This is a genomic window from Pseudomonas sp. S31 (assembly GCF_016648105.1).
Classification (GTDB): Bacteria; Pseudomonadota; Gammaproteobacteria; order Pseudomonadales; family Pseudomonadaceae; genus Aquipseudomonas.
Genome location: NZ_JACVVE010000002.1, coordinates 148,822 through 165,852, shown reverse-complemented (window position 1 = coordinate 165,852; position 17,031 = coordinate 148,822). Strand labels below are relative to the sequence as shown.

Sequence of the window (17,031 nt, the reverse complement as noted above, 5' to 3'; positions counted from 1 at the left end):
GTTGATGGCTGTGATGAATTAAGACCGAGCGAGGTGTTGGCGTGAACATTAATGCAACCCTGATTGGCCAATCCGTTGCCTTCCTGATTTTTGTACTCTTCTGCATGAAGTACGTATGGCCTCCGGTCATCACTGCTCTGCAAGAGCGCCAAAAGAAGATTGCCGACGGCTTGGACGCTGCCAACCGCGCAGCTCGCGACCTGGAGCTGGCCCAAGAGAAAGTGGGTCAGCAACTGCGTGAAGCTAAAGCACAGGCAGCCGAAATCATTGAGCAAAGCAAGAAACGCGCTGCTCAGCTTGTCGAGGAAGCCCGTGATCAGGCCCGCGTCGAAGCTGACCGTGTGAAGGCTCAGGCTCTGGCCGAGATCGAACAGGAACTGAACAGCGCTAAAGACGCCCTGCGTACCCAAGTGGGTGCCCTGGCCGTTGACGGTGCTGAAAAGATCCTTGGCGCCACAATCGATCAAAACGCGCATGCGGAGCTGGTTAACAAACTGGCCGCTGAAATTTAAGCGAGGGCGATCATGGCAGAACTGACCACGTTGGCCCGACCTTACGCTAAGGCTGCCTTTGAGCATGCCCAGGCCCATCAGCAACTGGCCAATTGGTCAGCCATGCTCGGCCTGGCTGCTGCGGTGTCGCAAGACGACACCATGCAGCGCCTGCTCAAGGCCCCGCGACTGACGAGCGCAGAAAAGGCCGCCACGTTCATTGACGTGTGCGGTGACAAGTTCAATGCACAGGCACAGAATTTCATTCATGTTGCCGCGGAAAACGACCGTCTCCTGCTCCTGCCGGAGATTGCCGCCCTGTTCGACCTGTACAAGGCCGAACAAGAGAAATCCGTGGACGTGGAAGTCACCAGTGCCTTCGCGTTGAACCAAGAACAGCAAGACAAACTCGCCAAGGTTCTCAGTGCACGGTTAGGCCAGGAAGTGCGCCTGCACGCGTCGGAGGATGCCAGCCTGATTGGCGGCGTCGTCATCCGCGCTGGTGACCTGGTAATCGATGGCTCTGTTCGCGGCAAGATCGCGAAACTGGCCGAAGCATTGAAATCTTGAGTTTGAAGGGGCAGCAGAGCAATGCAGCAACTCAATCCTTCCGAAATTAGTGAAATCATCAAGGGCCGCATCGACAACCTCGATGTGAGCTCCCAAGCCCGTAACGAAGGTACCGTCGTTTCGGTATCCGACGGTATCGTGCGGATCCACGGTCTGGCCGACGTCATGTACGGCGAAATGATCGAGTTCCCTGGCAGCGTCTACGGCATGGCCCTGAACCTGGAGCAAGACTCCGTAGGTGCAGTGATCCTGGGTGCCTATGACACCCTCGCCGAAGGCATGAGCGCCAAGTGCACCGGCCGCATCCTGGAAGTTCCGGTTGGTAAGGAACTGCTGGGTCGCGTCGTCGACGCACTGGGTAACCCGATCGACGGCAAAGGTCCACTGGGCAACACCCAGACCGACGCGGTCGAGAAAGTGGCTCCAGGCGTGATCTGGCGTAAGTCGGTAGACCAGCCTGTACAGACTGGCTACAAGTCCGTCGACGCCATGATCCCTGTCGGCCGTGGCCAGCGCGAGCTGATCATCGGTGACCGTCAGATCGGCAAGACCGCCATGGCCATCGACGCCATCATCAACCAGAAAGACTCCGGTATTTTCTGTGTTTATGTTGCAGTCGGCCAGAAGCGCTCCACCGTTGCCAACATCGTTCGCAAGCTGGAAGAAACCGGCGCCCTGGCCAACACCATCGTGGTCGTTGCCAGTGCTTCGGAATCCGCCGCACTGCAGTTCCTGGCGCCATACGCCGGCTGCACCATGGGCGAGTTCTTCCGTGACCGCGGTGAAGACGCCCTGATCGTCTACGATGACCTGTCCAAGCAGGCTGTTGCCTACCGTCAGATCTCCCTGCTGCTGCGCCGTCCACCAGGACGTGAAGCGTACCCAGGCGACGTGTTCTATCTCCACTCCCGTCTGCTGGAGCGTGCATCGCGCGTTTCGGAAGAGTACGTCGAGAAGTTCACCAACGGCGCAGTCACTGGCAAGACCGGTTCCCTGACCGCCCTGCCGATCATCGAAACCCAGGCTGGCGACGTTTCCGCGTTCGTTCCGACCAACGTGATTTCCATCACCGACGGTCAGATCTTCCTGGAATCGGCCATGTTCAACTCGGGCATCCGCCCTGCAGTGAACGCCGGTGTTTCGGTATCCCGCGTAGGTGGTGCCGCTCAGACCAAGATCATCAAGAAGCTGTCCGGTGGTATTCGTACCGCTCTGGCTCAGTATCGTGAACTGGCTGCATTCGCCCAGTTCGCGTCCGATCTGGACGAAGCGACCCGCAAGCAGCTGGAGCATGGTCAGCGCGTAACCGAGCTGATGAAGCAGAAGCAGTACGCGCCGATGTCCATCGCGGACATGGCCCTGTCGCTGTACGCCGCTGAGCGTGGTTTCCTGACTGACGTGGAAGTCGCCAAGGTCGGTAGCTTCGAGCAAGCACTGATCGCCTACTTCAACCGTGATCACGCCGAACTGATGGCGAAGATCAACGTGAAGGGTGACTTCAACGACGAAATCGACGCTGGCCTGAAAGCCGGTCTCGAGAAGTTCAAGGCCACCCAGACCTGGTAAGCCGCAGCGGGGGCTCTGGCCCCCGCTTGCTAACCTGATAGGTGATACATGGCAGGCGCAAAAGAGATTCGCAGTAAGATTGCGAGCATCAAAAGCACGCAAAAAATTACCAGCGCCATGGAGAAAGTGGCGGTCAGCAAAATGCGCAAGGCACAAATGCGCATGGCTGCTAGCCGTCCTTACGCGGAGCGTATCCGCCAGGTAATCGGTCATCTGGCCAACGCCAACCCGGAATACCGCCACCCGTTCATGATCGAGCGCCCTGTGAAGCGCGCCGGTTATATCGTGGTGAGCAGTGACCGTGGTCTGTGCGGTGGCTTGAACACCAACCTGTTCAAGGCCCTGGTCAAGGACATGAACGAAAACCGCGAACAGGGCGTTGAAATCGACCTGTGCGTGATCGGCAGCAAGGGTGCGACTTTCTTCCGCATCTTTGGCGGCAACGTCGTAGCCGCGATCAGCCACTTGGGCGAAGAGCCATCGATCAACGATCTGATCGGCTCCGTCAAGGTGATGCTGGACGCCTACCTGGACGGCCGTATCGATCGCCTTTCGGTGGTTTCGAACAAGTTCATCAACACCATGACCCAGAAACCGACGGTCGAGCAATTGGTACCGTTGGTGGCAACCCCGGATCAGGATCTCAAGCATCACTGGGACTACCTGTACGAACCCGACGCAAAAGAGCTGCTGGACGGCTTGATGGTGCGTTACGTGGAGTCGCAGGTGTACCAGGCGGTGGTCGAGAACAACGCTGCTGAACAAGCGGCCCGGATGATCGCCATGAAGAACGCCACAGACAACGCCGGTGATTTGATCAAAGAGCTGCAATTGATCTACAACAAGGCGCGTCAGGCTGCGATCACCCAGGAGATCTCGGAAATCGTCGGCGGCGCTGCCGCGGTTTAACGGTTCAAAAATTCAGAGGATCCAGCTATGAGTAGCGGACGTATCGTTCAAATCATCGGCGCCGTCATCGACGTGGAATTCCCACGTGACGTCGTGCCGAGTGTTTACAACGCGCTGAAAGTACAAGGCGCGGAAACCACCCTCGAAGTTCAGCAGCAGCTGGGCGACGGCGTGGTTCGTACCATTGCGATGGGCTCGACCGAAGGCCTGAAGCGCGGTCTGGATGTCGTCGACACCGGCGCTGCCATTTCCGTTCCTGTTGGTAAGGCCACTCTGGGCCGTATCATGGACGTACTGGGCAACCCGATCGACGAAGCCGGCCCGATCGGCGAAGAAGAGCGTCGCGGTATCCACCAGCCAGCGCCTTCGTTCGCTGACCAGGCAGGCGGCAACGACCTGCTGGAAACCGGCATCAAGGTTATCGACCTGGTTTGCCCGTTCGCCAAAGGTGGTAAGGTGGGTCTGTTCGGTGGTGCCGGTGTAGGCAAGACCGTAAACATGATGGAACTGATCCGTAACATCGCCATGGAACACAGCGGTTACTCCGTGTTCGCGGGTGTGGGTGAGCGTACTCGTGAGGGTAACGACTTCTACCACGAGATGAAGGATTCCAACGTTCTCGACAAGGTAGCGCTGGTCTACGGTCAGATGAACGAGCCACCAGGAAACCGTCTGCGCGTAGCGCTGACCGGCCTGACCATGGCTGAGAAGTTCCGTGACGAAGGTAACGACGTTCTGCTGTTCGTCGACAACATCTATCGTTACACCCTGGCCGGTACCGAAGTATCCGCACTGCTGGGCCGTATGCCTTCGGCAGTAGGTTACCAGCCGACCCTGGCTGAAGAGATGGGCGTTCTGCAAGAGCGCATCACCTCCACCAAGGAAGGTTCGATCACCTCCGTCCAGGCCGTATACGTACCTGCGGACGACTTGACCGACCCGTCGCCAGCGACCACCTTCGCCCACTTGGACGCCACCGTCGTTCTGTCCCGTGACATCGCCTCCCTGGGTATCTACCCAGCGGTCGACCCACTGGACTCGACTTCGCGCCAGCTGGACCCGAACGTGATCGGCAACGAGCACTACGACACCGCTCGTGGCGTTCAGTATGTTCTGCAGCGCTACAAAGAGCTGAAGGACATCATCGCGATCCTGGGTATGGACGAACTGTCCGAAAGCGACAAGCAACTGGTAGCCCGCGCTCGTAAGATCCAGCGCTTCCTGTCGCAGCCGTTCTTCGTGGCCGAAGTTTTCACCGGTTCGCCAGGCAAGTACGTTTCCCTGAAAGACACCATCGCTGGCTTCAGCGGCATCCTCAAAGGTGACTACGACCACCTGCCAGAACAAGCGTTCTACATGGTCGGCAGCATCGACGAAGCGATCGAGAAAGCCAAGAAACTGTAATCCCGGCGCCCCGCAAGGGGCGCTAATCAGGTTGAGGCAAGCAGATGGCTATGACAGTCCATTGCGATATCGTCAGCGCGGAAGGAGAAATCTTCTCCGGCCTGGTCGAGATGGTAGTAGCGCACGGCAACCTGGGCGATCTGGGTATCGCTCCAGGCCACGCGCCGCTGATCACCAATCTCAAGCCGGGTCCGATCACGCTGACCAAGCAGGGCGGCGAGCGCGAGGTGTTCTACATCTCCGGTGGCTTCCTGGAAGTGCAGCCGAGCATGGTCAAGGTTCTCGCCGACACCGTGCAGCGTGCAGCCGACCTGGATGAAGCGTCCGCTCAGAATGCCGTCAAGGAAGCTGAGAAGGCCCTGAACGAGAAGGGCGCGGATTTCGACTACAGTGCCGCATCCGCTCGTCTGGCCGAGGCCGCAGCCCAGCTGCGCACCGTCCAGCAGATCCGCAAGAAGTTCGGCGGCTAACCCCGCAGGCTTCATGCAGATTGAGAAAAAGGGTAGCCATCGGCTACCCTTTTTCTTTTTCTGTTCCCCCAAAAGCCGGTCATGTCTGACCGCCCCGGATTGGTAGCCAGTCAATGTCACTCGATATCGTTATTCTCGCCGCCGGCCAAGGTACCCGCATGCGTTCGGCGCTGCCCAAGGTGCTCCACCCGGTCGCCGGCAATTCCATGCTCGGCCATGTTATCCACAGCGCGCGCCAACTGCAGCCACAGGGCATCCACGTGGTCATCGGCCATGGTGCCGAGCTGGTGCGCGAGCGCCTGGCCGCCGACGACCTGAACTTCGTCATGCAGGACAAGCAGCTGGGCACTGGCCACGCGGTGGCCCAGGCCCTGCCGGCGATCACCGCCGACACCGTGCTGGTGCTCTACGGCGACGTGCCGCTGATCGAGGTGGAGACCCTGCAACGCCTGTTGGCCAAGGCCAACGAGCAGCAACTGGGCCTGCTCACCGTCACCCTGCAGGACCCGACCGGTTACGGCCGTATCGTGCGTGACGCCCAGGGTCAGGTGACTGCCATCGTCGAGCACAAGGACGCCAGCGAAGCACAGAAGGCGATCAAGGAAGGCAACACCGGCATCCTTGCCCTGCCAGCCAAGCGCCTGGCCGACTGGATGAGCCGTCTGTCCAACGACAATGCCCAGGGCGAGTACTACCTGACTGACGTGATCGCCATGGCCGTGGCCGATGGTCTGGTGGTGGCGACCGAACAGCCGCATGATCCAATGGAAGTTCAGGGCGCCAACGACCGTCGCCAGCTGTCCGAGCTCGAGCGTCACTACCAGCTGCGCGAAGGCCGTCGCCTGATGGCCCAGGGCGTGACCCTGCGCGACCCGGCGCGCTTCGATGTGCGCGGTGAAGTGACCGTGGGGCGTGATGTGCTGATCGACATCAATGTGATCCTCGAAGGCAAGGTGGTCATCGAGGACGACGTGCAGATCGGCCCCAACTGCGTGATCAAGGACAGCACCCTGCGCAAGGGCGTGATCGTCAAAGCCAACAGCCACCTGGATGGCGCGGTGATGGGCGAGGGCAGCGATGCCGGCCCGTTCGCCCGCTTGCGCCCAGGCAGCGTGCTGGAGGCCAAGGCCCATGTGGGTAACTTCGTCGAATTGAAGAACGCGCACTTGGGCGAGGGCGCCAAGGCCGGCCACCTGACCTACCTGGGCGATGCCGAGATCGGTGCGCGCACCAACATCGGTGCCGGTACCATCACCTGCAACTACGATGGCGCCAACAAGTTCAAGACGGTGATGGGGGAAGACGTGTTCATCGGCTCCAACAACTCGTTGGTTGCGCCTGTGGATATCAAGGCTGGCGCTACCACGGCGGCGGGTTCCACCATCAACCAGACGGTCGAGGCGGGCCAGTTGGCTGTGGCACGGGCGCGCCAGCGCAACATCGACGGCTGGAAGCGTCCAGAGAAGATCAAGAAAAGCTGAAGGCTCACTCCCCTGTAGGAGCGGGTTTACCCGCGAACCAGACACCGCGGTGCTTGGCACGGGCTGTGCCCGTGTTCGCGGGTAAACCCGCTCCTACAGGGGGGCGGTATATGTGGATAACTTATCCACAACTTGACGAATCCCTCATCTTAGGTTTTGATTGCAAGCATTATCTTTCGAATCGAAACTTAAGCGCCCATGTCGAAACGAAACACCCCCCAGCGTCGTCACAACATCCTGACCTTGCTCAGCGAGCAGGGCGAGGTCAGCGTGGATGCCTTGGCCAAACGTTTCGAAACCTCGGAAGTGACCATCCGCAAGGACCTCGCTGCCCTGGAGGCCAACGGCCTGCTGCTGCGCCGCTACGGTGGCGCGGTACCCGTGCCCCAGGAAATGCTCGGCGAAACCGCCCAGCCGGTGTCCGCCTACAAGAAGGCCATCGCCCGCGCAGCCGTCGCACGCATCCGCGAACATGCCCGGATCATCATCGACAGCGGCAGCACCACTGCCGCGATGATCCCGGAGCTTGGTCGCCAGCCTGGCCTGGTGGTGATGACCAACTCGTTGAACGTCGCCCGTGCCATCAGCGAACTCGAACACGAGCCCGTGCTGCTGATGACCGGCGGTACCTGGGACCCGCATTCCGAGTCGTTCCAGGGCCAGGTCGCCGAGCAAGTACTACGCTCCTACGATTTCGACCAGCTTTTCATCGGCGCCGACGGCATCGATCTGGCGCGTGGCACCACCACCTTCAACGAACTGCTCGGCCTCAGCCGGGTGATGGCCGAGGTGGCCCGCGAGGTGATCGTGATGGTCGAGTCCGACAAGGTCGGGCGCAAGATCCCCAACCTCGAGCTGCCCTGGGGCAGCGTGAGCACCCTGATTACAGACGAGCGCCTGCCCGCAGCGGCACGCGAACAGATACAAGCCCGCGGCATCAACCTGATCTGTGCCGCGATCAGCCAGGAGCAATGACCATGTGTGGAATCGTCGGTGCAGTCGCCGAGCGCAACATCACAGCCATCCTGATCGAAGGCCTCAAGCGCCTGGAATACCGTGGGTATGACAGCGCCGGCCTGGCCGTCTACACCCAGCAGGGCGAATTGCAGCGCCTGCGCCGCATCGGCAAGGTCGCCGAGCTGGAAGCGGCCAATGCCGCCAACCCGCTGATCGGCCAGTTGGGTATCGCCCACACTCGCTGGGCCACCCATGGCGCGCCGACCGAAGGCAACGCCCACCCGCATTTCTCCGGCAACGAAGTGGCGGTAGTGCACAACGGCATCATCGAGAACCACGAGGAACTGCGTGAGGAACTCAGGGGCCTGGGCTACGTGTTCGCCTCGCAGACCGACACCGAAGTTATCGTCCACCTGATCAACCACACCCTGAAGAGCATTCCCGACCTGGCCGACGCGCTCAAGGCCGCGATCAAGCGCCTGCACGGCGCCTACGGCCTGGCGCTGATCAGCGTGAAGCAACCGGACCGCTTGGTAGCCGCCCGCAGCGGCAGCCCGCTGGTGATCGGCCTGGGCCATGGCGAGAACTTCCTGGCCTCCGACCAGTTGGCCCTGCGCCAGGTCACCGACCGCTTCATGTACCTGGAGGAGGGCGACATCGCCGAGATCCGCCGCGACCAGGTGAGCATCTGGGACCAGGCCGGCAATCCGGTGCAGCGTGAGGTGGTGCAGTACCACGAAGGCGCCGAAGCCGCCGACAAGGGCGCCTACCGCCACTTCATGCTCAAGGAGATCCACGAGCAGCCAGCCGTGGTGCAGCGCACCCTGGAAGGCCGCCTGGGCAAGGATCACGTGCTGGTGCAGGCCTTTGGCCCGCAGGCGGCCGACCTGTTCGCCAAGGTGCGAAACGTGCAGATCGTCGCTTGCGGCACCAGCTACCACGCGGGCATGGTCGCCCGTTATTGGCTCGAGAGCCTGGCCGGTATTCCGTGCCAGGTCGAAGTGGCCAGCGAGTTCCGCTACCGCAAGGTGGTGGTGCAGCCCGATACCCTGTTCGTCTCGATCTCCCAGTCTGGTGAGACCGCCGACACCCTGGCTGCCCTGCGCAACGCCAAGGAACTGGGCTTCCTCGGCAGCCTGGCGATCTGCAACGTCGGCATCAGCTCGCTGGTGCGTGAATCCGACCTGACCCTGCTGACCCTGGCCGGTCCGGAAATCGGCGTGGCCTCGACCAAGGCCTTCACCACCCAGCTGGTTTCGCTGATGTTGCTGACCCTGGCCCTCGGCCGAGTGCGTGGGACCCTCGACGCCGGCGTGGAAGCCGAACTGGTCGAAGAACTGCGCCGCCTGCCGACCCGCCTGGGCGAAGCCCTGGCCATGGACGGCACTGTGGAGAAAACCGCCGAGCTGTTCGCTGACAAGCACCACACCCTGTTCCTCGGCCGTGGCGCGCAATACCCGGTGGCGATGGAAGGCGCGCTGAAGCTCAAGGAGATCTCCTACATCCACGCCGAAGCCTACCCGGCCGGCGAGCTGAAGCACGGCCCGCTGGCGCTGGTGGACGCCGACATGCCAGTGGTCACCGTGGCGCCGAACAACGAACTGCTGGAGAAGCTCAAGTCCAACCTGCAGGAAGTGCGTGCTCGCGGTGGCGAGCTGGTGGTGTTCGCCGACGAGCAGGCGGGCATGAGCAATGGCGAGGGCACCCACGTGATCAAGGTGCCGCACATCATCGATGCGCTGGCGCCGATCCTGTACACCATTCCGCTGCAGCTGCTGTCTTACTACGTGGCGGTGCTGAAGGGGACCGATGTCGACCAGCCGCGGAACCTGGCGAAGTCGGTGACGGTGGAGTAGGGCGGTAGCGCATTCACGGCTGTTCACGAGAATGCCGGGGCTGCTGCGCAGCCCTTTCGCGGCACGAGGCCGCTCCTACACCGGCCTTTGTAGGAGCGGCCTCGTGCCGCGATGGGCCGCAAAGCGGCCCCAACACATCCAGTCGAATGATTCGATCAGAAAGACCACAAGGAGTGACCATGCGTATCAACCAACCGGTAATGACTCTCGACGTAAGCCCGAAATGGAGAGAGCGTTTCGCGTTCTTCGAGCAACATGGCGGGCCGAAAAGCCCAGGCTTCCAGGCTGCTTTCAAGGCATTGCCCAAGCGCAAGCGGATCTTGATCAACATCAACATCATCGCGATGTTCTTCGGTGTGATCTACTTTTTCGTCCTGGGCCTGTGGAGGAAAAACCTCACATTGATTGCGATCTCCGTGGGCGTGACCATTGGCGCTGACGTCGTCTTCCAAGTCATTGGGCAGGAAATGCCGAATTGGTTTGGCAACAGCCTCAGTGTTGCGTTCGGGCTCATGTATGGTTTGACTGCCAACTATGCCTATTACCTGCACAAGGTTAAGGGTTCGCAGAGTTGGAATCCGTTTGAGGGGATACGCTGGATTTGAGGCGTAGTTGCTGAATTGCCGCAGCGCCATCATATGAAAGCCCCGCAGGTCATGACCTGCGGGGCTTTTTCAGTTAAAGGGCCTTGGCTTTAGCCAGGCCGAGCTCGGCGTCGTCCAGCAGTGCCTTGGCCAGGGCGTTGAGGTAGTGCGCGGCCCAGATCATGTTGTGCTTTCGCTCTAGGAGGCCGTCCAGGACCAGATCCTGTGCATAACCCATCAATTCCGAGGCCTGCTCGCGGGCGAACTGGCAGTTGATGCCGGGCTCTATGCGAAACAGCGGTTGGGTTTGGCCTTCGCCTTGGTAGAAGCGGGTTTCGCCTGGGGTTACGGCGTCGTTGCTCATGCTCGGTCTCCCTGAATCTCCAATACCTGGGCGGGCCTCTTCGCGGGTAAACCCGCTCCTACAGCCGTATGACCCTGTAGGAGCGGGTTTACCCGCGAAGAGGCCCGCCCAGGCAGTTCACGACTAATGCACGGTGCGCGGCTCGTCTGGCAGACGCTCACGCATCTGTGCCTGAACCGCCGCGTCGTCCAATAACGTCCGTACGGCTGCCATCTCATGAATCACGGCACGCATGATCTTCGAGCTATGGCTGACAGGATTGAGCATGACGCATTGGCTGGCGACGGAGATTGCACATATGACGTGCTCTGAAGCTTGCACAAGCATGTCTTGCAAGGCGACGGAGGACTCGAGGGAAGAAGTGGTCGGTGGCTCGGGGACTGTCTTGCGCATATACACCTCTGGGATCAGTGGGGCTGCCACAAGCTTGCTGTCAAACAAAAGGGTGGCAGCTGAACGCGGGTTGACAGACCGAGGATCCCAGATTGACTCGGCGCACACGATGGTGCCCCGCGCACAGCCGCCATAGCGCTTGCACGTGTCTGAGACAGGGTCGGCCTGTCAAAGCCGGTCACTGTTTTGGCTGCGACGAACCGAGACTAGGCCTGGATCCAGACAGTGGCAATGGTTTGACAGGCTCAGGAGTATGAATCGGAAATGGACTACAGGAAATGGGAATATTCTGAAGCAGAATCGCATTTATGATAAAGGCGATCACCCTTTGCCTGAGGTAGGTGTGATGAAACATTGAAAATGTGCGGATGATGTAAATCTATCATCGCGTTCAGGCGCGGAGTCAGCTTTGATTTAAGATGACCCATTCATGTACTAGAGCACGATGTGCTTGCAGGTGAGGGAACCGAGACTGATGTGGGGATATGTTGCGCTCTATGTGCTGTTCGCAGCGGGTGTCTATTGGTTGGATCGTAGTATTCATCGGCCGCTGTTCGTCAAAACTCAGAACCGTCACTTTCGCTGGAAGCTGAACTTTAGCGTGAAAAACTGGGGCGTCGACGAATATCTGGCAGCGCTGGTCACGACGTGTGCGATTGTCTTGCAAGTCATGATGATGTTTCACTGGCTGGGCAGCACAGTCGATAAATCATTGGCGAAATGGCTATTTGCATTGCTTAGTCTAGGGTCAATAGTGCTGGCTGTACGCCTGCTACGGCTGGTAGAGCGCTATTCTCGGCACAAGGGCTGGTTAACGGTACTGGCCGCATTGTTGACGGTAGCGGCGGGGCTCGTAGCCAACGCACAAGCTGACGCCTTTATCCTCGGGCAGACGCGTATTGATCCAGGGCAGTTTCCAGGTGCACAGAAAACGCTGACATTCATCTACTTAGTTTACATCTGGTACCTGGCAACGAGCTTGCTATTGCCAATGCTGATGTTTATTGGTGCCTTGGTGTTCGGTATGACGGCGCCGACTTTCAGGCAGCCGATGAGGCGTAATCGCGCCACCGCTATTTGTTGGAATCTCTTCGTACCCAACTCAGCATGGCGACGGCGCCAATGGCTGCATGTATCGTGCGTGATGGGGGTGATCTATACCGCCGTGATTCTTCTGGCGTTTTCAGAAGTGGTCAACAGCAAGTTACGTTGGATTTCGCATGAGTCATTGGTGTATGCGTCCTTTCACCTCGGGCCTGAGGATTGCGCGATGACTGGGTTACCTGTTGGTACACGCCTGTCGCTGTTGCCTAGAGGTGGGGTAGTGGTCGCTCGACCCGTAGAGCACGGTTATAGCTACAAGGAGCAGACATGCTCACTGCAGTCGCTTGAGCAACTAGAGAAGACGCGAGGTCAGCAAGTCAAAGATGCCAGGGCAAGCGATGCCACTTTTGACTGACACTGCTGGTCTGTCGATCCAAAACGCCGATTTTGTATTCAAGCACTGGCTGGATGGGGAGCCCCATGCATCCAGTCGAATGATTCGATCAGCCACAATCACAAGGAGTGACCATGAGTATCAAGCAAGGCGCCGAGGGCGATTTTCCGCAGCGCATGTAAAAGCCCTGCAGGTCATGGCCCGCAGGGCTTTTTGGGTCAAAGGGCCTTGGCTTTAGCCAGGCCGAGCTCGGCGTCGTCCAGCAGTGCCTTGGCCAGGGCGTTGAGGTAGTGAGCGGCCCAGATCATGTTGTGTTTACGCCCCATGAGGCCATCCAGGACCAGATCCTGTGCATAACCCATCAATTCCGAGGCCTGCTCGCGGGCGAACTGGCAGTTGATGCCGGGCTCTATGCGAAACAGCGGTTGGGTTTGGCCTTCGCCTTGGTAGAAGCGGGTTTCGCCTGGGGTTACGGCGTCGTTGCTCATGCTCGGTCTCCCTGAAATCCCCACTGCCTGGGCGGGCCTCTTCGCGGGTAAACCCGCTCCTACAGCCGTATGACGCTGTAGGAGCGGGTTTACCCGCGAAGAGGCCCGCCCAGGCAGTTCACGACTAATGAACGGTGCGCGGCTCGTCTGGCAGATGCTCACGCATCTTTGCCTGAACCGCCGCGTCGTCCAATAACGTCCGTACGGCTGCCATCTCATGAATCACGGCACGCATGATCTTCGAGCTATGGCTGACAGGATTGAGCGTCACGCATTGGCTGGCGACCGAGATTGCACATATGACGTGCTCCGAAGCTTGCACAAGCGTGTCTTGCAAGGCGACGGAGGACTCGAGGGAAGTGGTCGGTGGGTCGGGGACTGTCTTGCGCATGTTAGCTCCTGGAGAAAATGGAGCTACCTGCACCGCTGTCAAACGAATGGAGGCAGCTATACATGGGTTGACAGACCGGCAATCCAGGAAACCCGGCGCACGCGAGCGTGCCCCATGCACAGCTGCCATTGAGCGCTGCGACGGTTACTAGATTGGTCGGCCTGTCAAAGCCGGTCGCTGTTTTTGCTAGCGACGGACCGAGACTAGGCCCCTATCCAGACAGTCGCAATGGTTTGGCAGGCTCAGGAGTATGAATCGGAAATGGACTACAAGAAATGGGATTGATCTGAAACAGAATCGGCATTTCCTATAAACACGACCTAGCATTGCGCGGGCGTACAGGTGATGAAAATCAGATAATTCACTCCTGATGTATCGTTTTAGTAGCGACTTCATCTAGCCGATTGATCGCATCCACGCATCAAACGATGAGAATTCAGCGATTATCCTCAGCCCCAGTTTCCCCGATCATTCCGGCAACAAGCACTTACAAATTTTAAAAAAAGCTGGAGATCCACCATGAGCCTGCCATCACATTCGGCCGCGGGTAAATCCAAGGCCGGCATGGTCTTTCGCGTCACGTCCGGAAACTTCCTCGAACAGTTCGACTTCTTCCTGTTCGGCTTCTACGCCACCCACATCGCCGCCGCGTTCTTCCCGGCCTCCAACGAATTCGCCTCTTTGATGATGACCTTCGCCGCATTCGGCGCAGGCTTCCTCATGCGCCCGCTCGGTGCCGTGATCCTGGGCGCCTACATCGATGACGTCGGCCGCCGCAAAGGTCTCATCGTCACCCTGGCGATCATGGCCAGCGGCACCTTGCTCATCGTGCTGGTGCCGGGCTATGCCAGCATTGGGCTGTGGGCGCCAGCGCTGGTCTTGCTGGGGCGCTTGCTGCAAGGCTTCTCTGCTGGCGCCGAGCTCGGTGGCGTGTCGGTGTACCTGGCTGAGATGGCCACGCCAGGGCACAAAGGTTTCTACGCCAGTTGGCAGTCGGCCAGCCAGCAGGTGGCGATCGTCGTCGCCGCTGCTCTGGGCTTTGCCCTCAACCAATGGCTGTCGGCCAGCGAGATCGCCCAATGGGGCTGGCGCGTGCCGTTCGCCATGGGCTGCCTGATCATCCCGATGATCTTCCTGCTGCGCCGCAACCTGCAGGAAACCGAGGAGTTCACCGCCCGCAAGCATCGGCCGACCATGAAGGCCGTACTTGCCACGTTGTTCGCCAACGCTCGCGTGGTGCTGCTGGGCATGCTGATGGTGGCGATGACCACCACCGCCTTCTACATGATCACCGTGTACGCCCCGACCTTCGGCAAGACCGTGCTGCAACTGAGCACCAGCGATGCGCTGATCGTGACCCTGCTGGTCGCTGTGTCCAACTTCATCTGGCTGCCCATCGGCGGCGCCCTCAGCGACCGCTTCGGGCGCAAGCCGCTGCTCAGCGCCATGTCGCTGCTGACCATGCTCAGCGCGTATCCGGCGTTGTCGTTCCTGGCCCAGGCCCCAAGCTTCGGCCACATGCTCGAGGTGCTGCTGTGGTTCTCGTTCCTCTACGGCCTGTACAACGGCGCGATGATTCCGGCGCTGACCGAAATCATGCCGGTGGAAGTCCGGGTTGCCGGTTTCTCGCTGGCCTACAGCCTGGCGACCGCGATCTTCGGTGGGTTCACTCCGGCGATTTCCACCTGGATGATCCACGCCACCGGCGACAAGGCAGCACCGGCCTACTGGATGATGTTCGCCGCGCTCTGTGCGTTCGTCGCCACCTGGATGCTGTACCGCCGCCTGGCCAACCGCGCAGCGGTGGCGGCATGAATCGCTTCTTCAAGGGATTGTTCGCCGCTGCCCTGGTCGCCGGTAGTGGCCTTGCCCAGGCTGCAGAACTGACCGTGATGACCTCGGGCGGCTTCACCGCTGCCTACCAGCGGCTCGGGCCACAGTACGCCCAGCAGAGTGGCGATACCCTGGTCACCGTGCTCGGCCCCTCCATGGGCAAGGCGCCCGAGGCGATCCCCAACCGGCTGGCGCGTGGCGAGCATGCCGATGTGGTGATCATGGTCGGCTATGCCCTGGACACGCTCATCCAGCAGGGCAAGGTCGACCCGGTGTCGCGGGTGGAACTGGCCGACTCGCGCATCGGCATGGTAGTCAAGGCAGGGCAGGCCAAGCCTGCCATCGGCACCCCGGATGACTTGAAGCGCACCTTGCTGGCGGCCCAATCGGTGGCTTATTCCGACAGCGCCAGCGGCGTCTACATCGAAAAAGAGTTGTTCAAGAAGCTGGGTATCGCCGAGCAACTCGCTGGCAAGAGCACGATGGTCGAGCGCATTCCGGTCGCTTCGCAAGTGGCCAAGGGCAGCTACCAGCTCGGTTTCCAGCAGGTGGCCGAACTGCTGCCGGTAGCGGGCGTTACCTATGTCGGCAAGATTCCGGAAAGCCTGCAATCGGTGACCCGTTTCGCGGCCGGTATCCCGACAAGCGCCGAACATCCGGCCGAGGCCAAGCGACTGCTCGACTACCTCGCATCGCCCCAGGTGCAAGCGCAGGTGCAGGAGACCGGCCTGGACTCAGTCGCCCGGTAGAACTCCCGGCAATTGCCGGATCAACCGCTCCATTTCCAGCGCCGCCGGTGTCAGCGTACGCCCGCGGCGCTTGAGCAGCCCCATCTTGCGAGTGACTTCGGGCTCGACCAGCGCAACGCTGGCGAGGATCGGGTGGGGCATCAGCGGCAGGGCGATCGACGGCACCGCGGCGATGCCCAGCCCGGCTTCGATCAAGCCCAGCAGGGTGGTCACGTGGCGGGCTTCGCACACACTTTCCTTGGGCACCTGCATGCCGGCGAGGGCCCGGTCCAGCACCAGGCGGTTGCCTGACGATTTCCCCAGGGTAATGTAGTCGTGCTCGTAGGCCTCGGCCCAGCTCACCACCTCGCGCTGCGCCAGGGGGTGATCGCGGCGACAGGCGATGACGTAGCGTTCCTCCAGCAAGGTGCTGAATTCGATCTCCGGAGCGAGGTTGCCGGTGAAGCTCAGGCCGAAGTCCGCTTCCCCGGAGGCCACTGCGGCGCTCACCTCGTTGGCGGAGGCATCGAACAGGTTGATGCGCACCTTCGGGTACTGCCCGTGAAAGGCGCGGATGGCGTGAGGCATGAAGTAATAGGCTGCAGAGGGCACGCAGGCGATGGTCAGGGTGCCGGTGCGCAGTGCACCGCCGTCGCCGACGCTGAGCAGGGCCAGGTCGAGGTCGTCGAGCAGGCGTTCGACCTGGGGTAGGAAGGCGCGCCCGACGTTGGTCAACGAGACCTTGCGTGTGGTGCGCTCCAGCAGCTTCACCCCCAGCGCTGTTTCGAGTTTTTCGATGCGCCGACTGAGCGCCGATTGAGTGATGCGGACGGTGTCGGCGGCAGCGCGAAAGGTGCCTTGCTCGACGACGGCACGGAAGGCTTTCAGGTCGTTCAGGTCGAAGTTGATGCTCACCCAGGGGCCCCGCTGGTTTGGTCGTTGGCGCGCACGCATGGTAGGGCGAAAACGCGCTCGCCGCCAGCAAGTCCGGCGGGTGAGGGCAGGGCGCAAACCCTCTACAGCGCGGCTGGGCGGACTAGACCAAAGTCGCTAGTACCGGAAAATTCGTACGAATGAACTACCCTGTTCCCGTGGCGTTCAAAATGCC

17 protein-coding genes are annotated in these 17,031 nt (G+C 60.4%); 13 read left to right on the top strand and 4 right to left on the bottom strand.

The features are described from left to right. Positions 1-41: 41 nt before the first annotated feature. The 10 genes from IAE37_RS03135 (at position 42) to IAE37_RS03090 (ending at position 10,309) form a co-directional block, all read left to right on the top strand. Positions 42-512: a F0F1 ATP synthase subunit B gene (locus IAE37_RS03135; RefSeq protein ID WP_201169012.1), complete on the top strand. Its 471-nt coding sequence runs from the start codon at positions 42-44 to the stop codon at positions 510-512. Between the two features lie 12 nt (positions 513-524). After that, positions 525-1,061, top strand: coding sequence for a F0F1 ATP synthase subunit delta (locus tag IAE37_RS03130; protein WP_003253191.1), 537 nt, complete (start codon positions 525-527; stop codon positions 1,059-1,061). A gap of 21 nt (positions 1,062-1,082) precedes the next feature. After that, complete coding sequence (gene atpA, locus IAE37_RS03125) at positions 1,083-2,627, top strand: F0F1 ATP synthase subunit alpha (RefSeq protein ID WP_201169010.1); 1,545 nt, start codon at positions 1,083-1,085, stop codon at positions 2,625-2,627. A gap of 48 nt (positions 2,628-2,675) precedes the next feature. After that, entirely contained in the window at positions 2,676-3,536 is an 861-nt protein-coding gene (gene atpG / locus IAE37_RS03120; protein ID WP_013974905.1) for a F0F1 ATP synthase subunit gamma, read from the top strand. Positions 3,537-3,563: 27 nt separating this feature from the next. After that, positions 3,564-4,940: a F0F1 ATP synthase subunit beta gene (gene atpD / locus IAE37_RS03115; protein WP_008092236.1), complete on the top strand. Its 1,377-nt coding sequence runs from the start codon at positions 3,564-3,566 to the stop codon at positions 4,938-4,940. A 44-nt stretch (positions 4,941-4,984) separates the two neighbouring features. Then, positions 4,985-5,410 (top strand): F0F1 ATP synthase subunit epsilon, encoded by a 426-nt coding sequence (locus IAE37_RS03110; RefSeq protein ID WP_201169007.1) that lies wholly within the window; start codon positions 4,985-4,987, stop codon positions 5,408-5,410. 113 nt (positions 5,411-5,523) lie between these two features. After that, positions 5,524-6,891, top strand: a complete 1,368-nt coding sequence (gene glmU, locus IAE37_RS03105) for a bifunctional UDP-N-acetylglucosamine diphosphorylase/glucosamine-1-phosphate N-acetyltransferase GlmU (protein ID WP_201169004.1) — start codon at positions 5,524-5,526, stop codon at positions 6,889-6,891. A gap of 198 nt (positions 6,892-7,089) precedes the next feature. Continuing rightward, positions 7,090-7,866 (top strand): DeoR/GlpR family DNA-binding transcription regulator, encoded by a 777-nt coding sequence (locus IAE37_RS03100; RefSeq protein WP_201169001.1) that lies wholly within the window; start codon positions 7,090-7,092, stop codon positions 7,864-7,866. 2 nt (positions 7,867-7,868) lie between these two features. Continuing rightward, positions 7,869-9,704 (top strand): glutamine--fructose-6-phosphate transaminase (isomerizing), encoded by a 1,836-nt coding sequence (gene glmS, locus IAE37_RS03095; RefSeq protein WP_201168998.1) that lies wholly within the window; start codon positions 7,869-7,871, stop codon positions 9,702-9,704. A 179-nt stretch (positions 9,705-9,883) separates the two neighbouring features. Further along, entirely contained in the window at positions 9,884-10,309 is a 426-nt protein-coding gene (locus tag IAE37_RS03090) for a DUF2628 domain-containing protein (RefSeq protein WP_201168995.1), read from the top strand. A gap of 73 nt (positions 10,310-10,382) precedes the next feature. On the opposite strand, the gene IAE37_RS03085 is transcribed toward IAE37_RS03090, so the two are convergent. Further along, the gene (locus IAE37_RS03085) at positions 10,383-10,652 is read right to left on the bottom strand and encodes a DUF3077 domain-containing protein (protein WP_201168993.1); all 270 of its coding nucleotides are present in this window, start codon (positions 10,650-10,652) and stop codon (positions 10,383-10,385) included. An 868-nt stretch (positions 10,653-11,520) separates the two neighbouring features. Between IAE37_RS03085 and IAE37_RS03080 the strand changes: the two genes are divergently transcribed. Continuing rightward, on the top strand, positions 11,521-12,504 hold the full coding sequence (locus tag IAE37_RS03080; protein WP_201168990.1) for a hypothetical protein: 984 nt from the start codon (positions 11,521-11,523) through the stop codon (positions 12,502-12,504). A 197-nt stretch (positions 12,505-12,701) separates the two neighbouring features. On the opposite strand, the gene IAE37_RS03075 is transcribed toward IAE37_RS03080, so the two are convergent. Both IAE37_RS03075 and IAE37_RS03070 read right to left on the bottom strand, forming a co-directional pair. Beyond that, positions 12,702-12,971: a DUF3077 domain-containing protein gene (locus IAE37_RS03075; protein WP_201168987.1), complete on the bottom strand. Its 270-nt coding sequence runs from the start codon at positions 12,969-12,971 to the stop codon at positions 12,702-12,704. Positions 12,972-13,095: 124 nt separating this feature from the next. Beyond that, positions 13,096-13,362 carry a hypothetical protein gene (locus tag IAE37_RS03070; RefSeq protein ID WP_201168973.1) on the bottom strand — a complete coding sequence of 89 codons (267 nt, stop codon included), beginning with the start codon at positions 13,360-13,362 and terminating at the stop codon, positions 13,096-13,098. Between the two features lie 519 nt (positions 13,363-13,881). Here IAE37_RS03070 and IAE37_RS03065 point away from each other — a divergent pair. Further along, complete coding sequence (locus IAE37_RS03065; RefSeq protein WP_201168971.1) at positions 13,882-15,177, top strand: MFS transporter; 1,296 nt, start codon at positions 13,882-13,884, stop codon at positions 15,175-15,177. Then, the gene (locus tag IAE37_RS03060) at positions 15,174-15,944 is read left to right on the top strand and encodes a substrate-binding domain-containing protein (protein WP_201168969.1); all 771 of its coding nucleotides are present in this window, start codon (positions 15,174-15,176) and stop codon (positions 15,942-15,944) included. The genes IAE37_RS03065 and IAE37_RS03060 overlap by 4 nt, the downstream gene beginning before the upstream one ends. On the opposite strand, the gene IAE37_RS03055 is transcribed toward IAE37_RS03060, so the two are convergent. Beyond that, positions 15,930-16,838 (bottom strand): LysR family transcriptional regulator, encoded by a 909-nt coding sequence (locus IAE37_RS03055; protein WP_201168967.1) that lies wholly within the window; start codon positions 16,836-16,838, stop codon positions 15,930-15,932. The genes IAE37_RS03060 and IAE37_RS03055 overlap by 15 nt on opposite strands. Positions 16,839-17,031: the final 193 nt, after the last annotated feature.

Excerpts from the sequence above, each read along its gene's own strand:
- atpG (WP_013974905.1), top strand. The coding sequence starts at position 2,676 with ATGGCAGGCGCAAAAGAGATTCGCAGTAAGATTGCGAGCATCAAAAGC.
- IAE37_RS03070 (WP_201168973.1), bottom strand. The coding sequence starts at position 13,362 with ATGCGCAAGACAGTCCCCGACCCACCGACCACTTCCCTCGAGTCCTCC.
- IAE37_RS03075 (WP_201168987.1), bottom strand. The coding sequence starts at position 12,971 with ATGAGCAACGACGCCGTAACCCCAGGCGAAACCCGCTTCTACCAAGGC.
- IAE37_RS03130 (WP_003253191.1), top strand. The coding sequence starts at position 525 with ATGGCAGAACTGACCACGTTGGCCCGACCTTACGCTAAGGCTGCCTTT.
- atpD (WP_008092236.1), top strand. The coding sequence starts at position 3,564 with ATGAGTAGCGGACGTATCGTTCAAATCATCGGCGCCGTCATCGACGTG.
- IAE37_RS03085 (WP_201168993.1), bottom strand. The coding sequence starts at position 10,652 with ATGAGCAACGACGCCGTAACCCCAGGCGAAACCCGCTTCTACCAAGGC.
- IAE37_RS03110 (WP_201169007.1), top strand. The coding sequence starts at position 4,985 with ATGGCTATGACAGTCCATTGCGATATCGTCAGCGCGGAAGGAGAAATC.
- IAE37_RS03065 (WP_201168971.1), top strand. The coding sequence starts at position 13,882 with ATGAGCCTGCCATCACATTCGGCCGCGGGTAAATCCAAGGCCGGCATG.
- IAE37_RS03090 (WP_201168995.1), top strand. The coding sequence starts at position 9,884 with ATGCGTATCAACCAACCGGTAATGACTCTCGACGTAAGCCCGAAATGG.
- IAE37_RS03060 (WP_201168969.1), top strand. The coding sequence starts at position 15,174 with ATGAATCGCTTCTTCAAGGGATTGTTCGCCGCTGCCCTGGTCGCCGGT.
- glmS (WP_201168998.1), top strand. The coding sequence starts at position 7,869 with ATGTGTGGAATCGTCGGTGCAGTCGCCGAGCGCAACATCACAGCCATC.
- atpA (WP_201169010.1), top strand. The coding sequence starts at position 1,083 with ATGCAGCAACTCAATCCTTCCGAAATTAGTGAAATCATCAAGGGCCGC.
- IAE37_RS03080 (WP_201168990.1), top strand. The coding sequence starts at position 11,521 with ATGTGGGGATATGTTGCGCTCTATGTGCTGTTCGCAGCGGGTGTCTAT.
- IAE37_RS03100 (WP_201169001.1), top strand. The coding sequence starts at position 7,090 with ATGTCGAAACGAAACACCCCCCAGCGTCGTCACAACATCCTGACCTTG.
- glmU (WP_201169004.1), top strand. The coding sequence starts at position 5,524 with ATGTCACTCGATATCGTTATTCTCGCCGCCGGCCAAGGTACCCGCATG.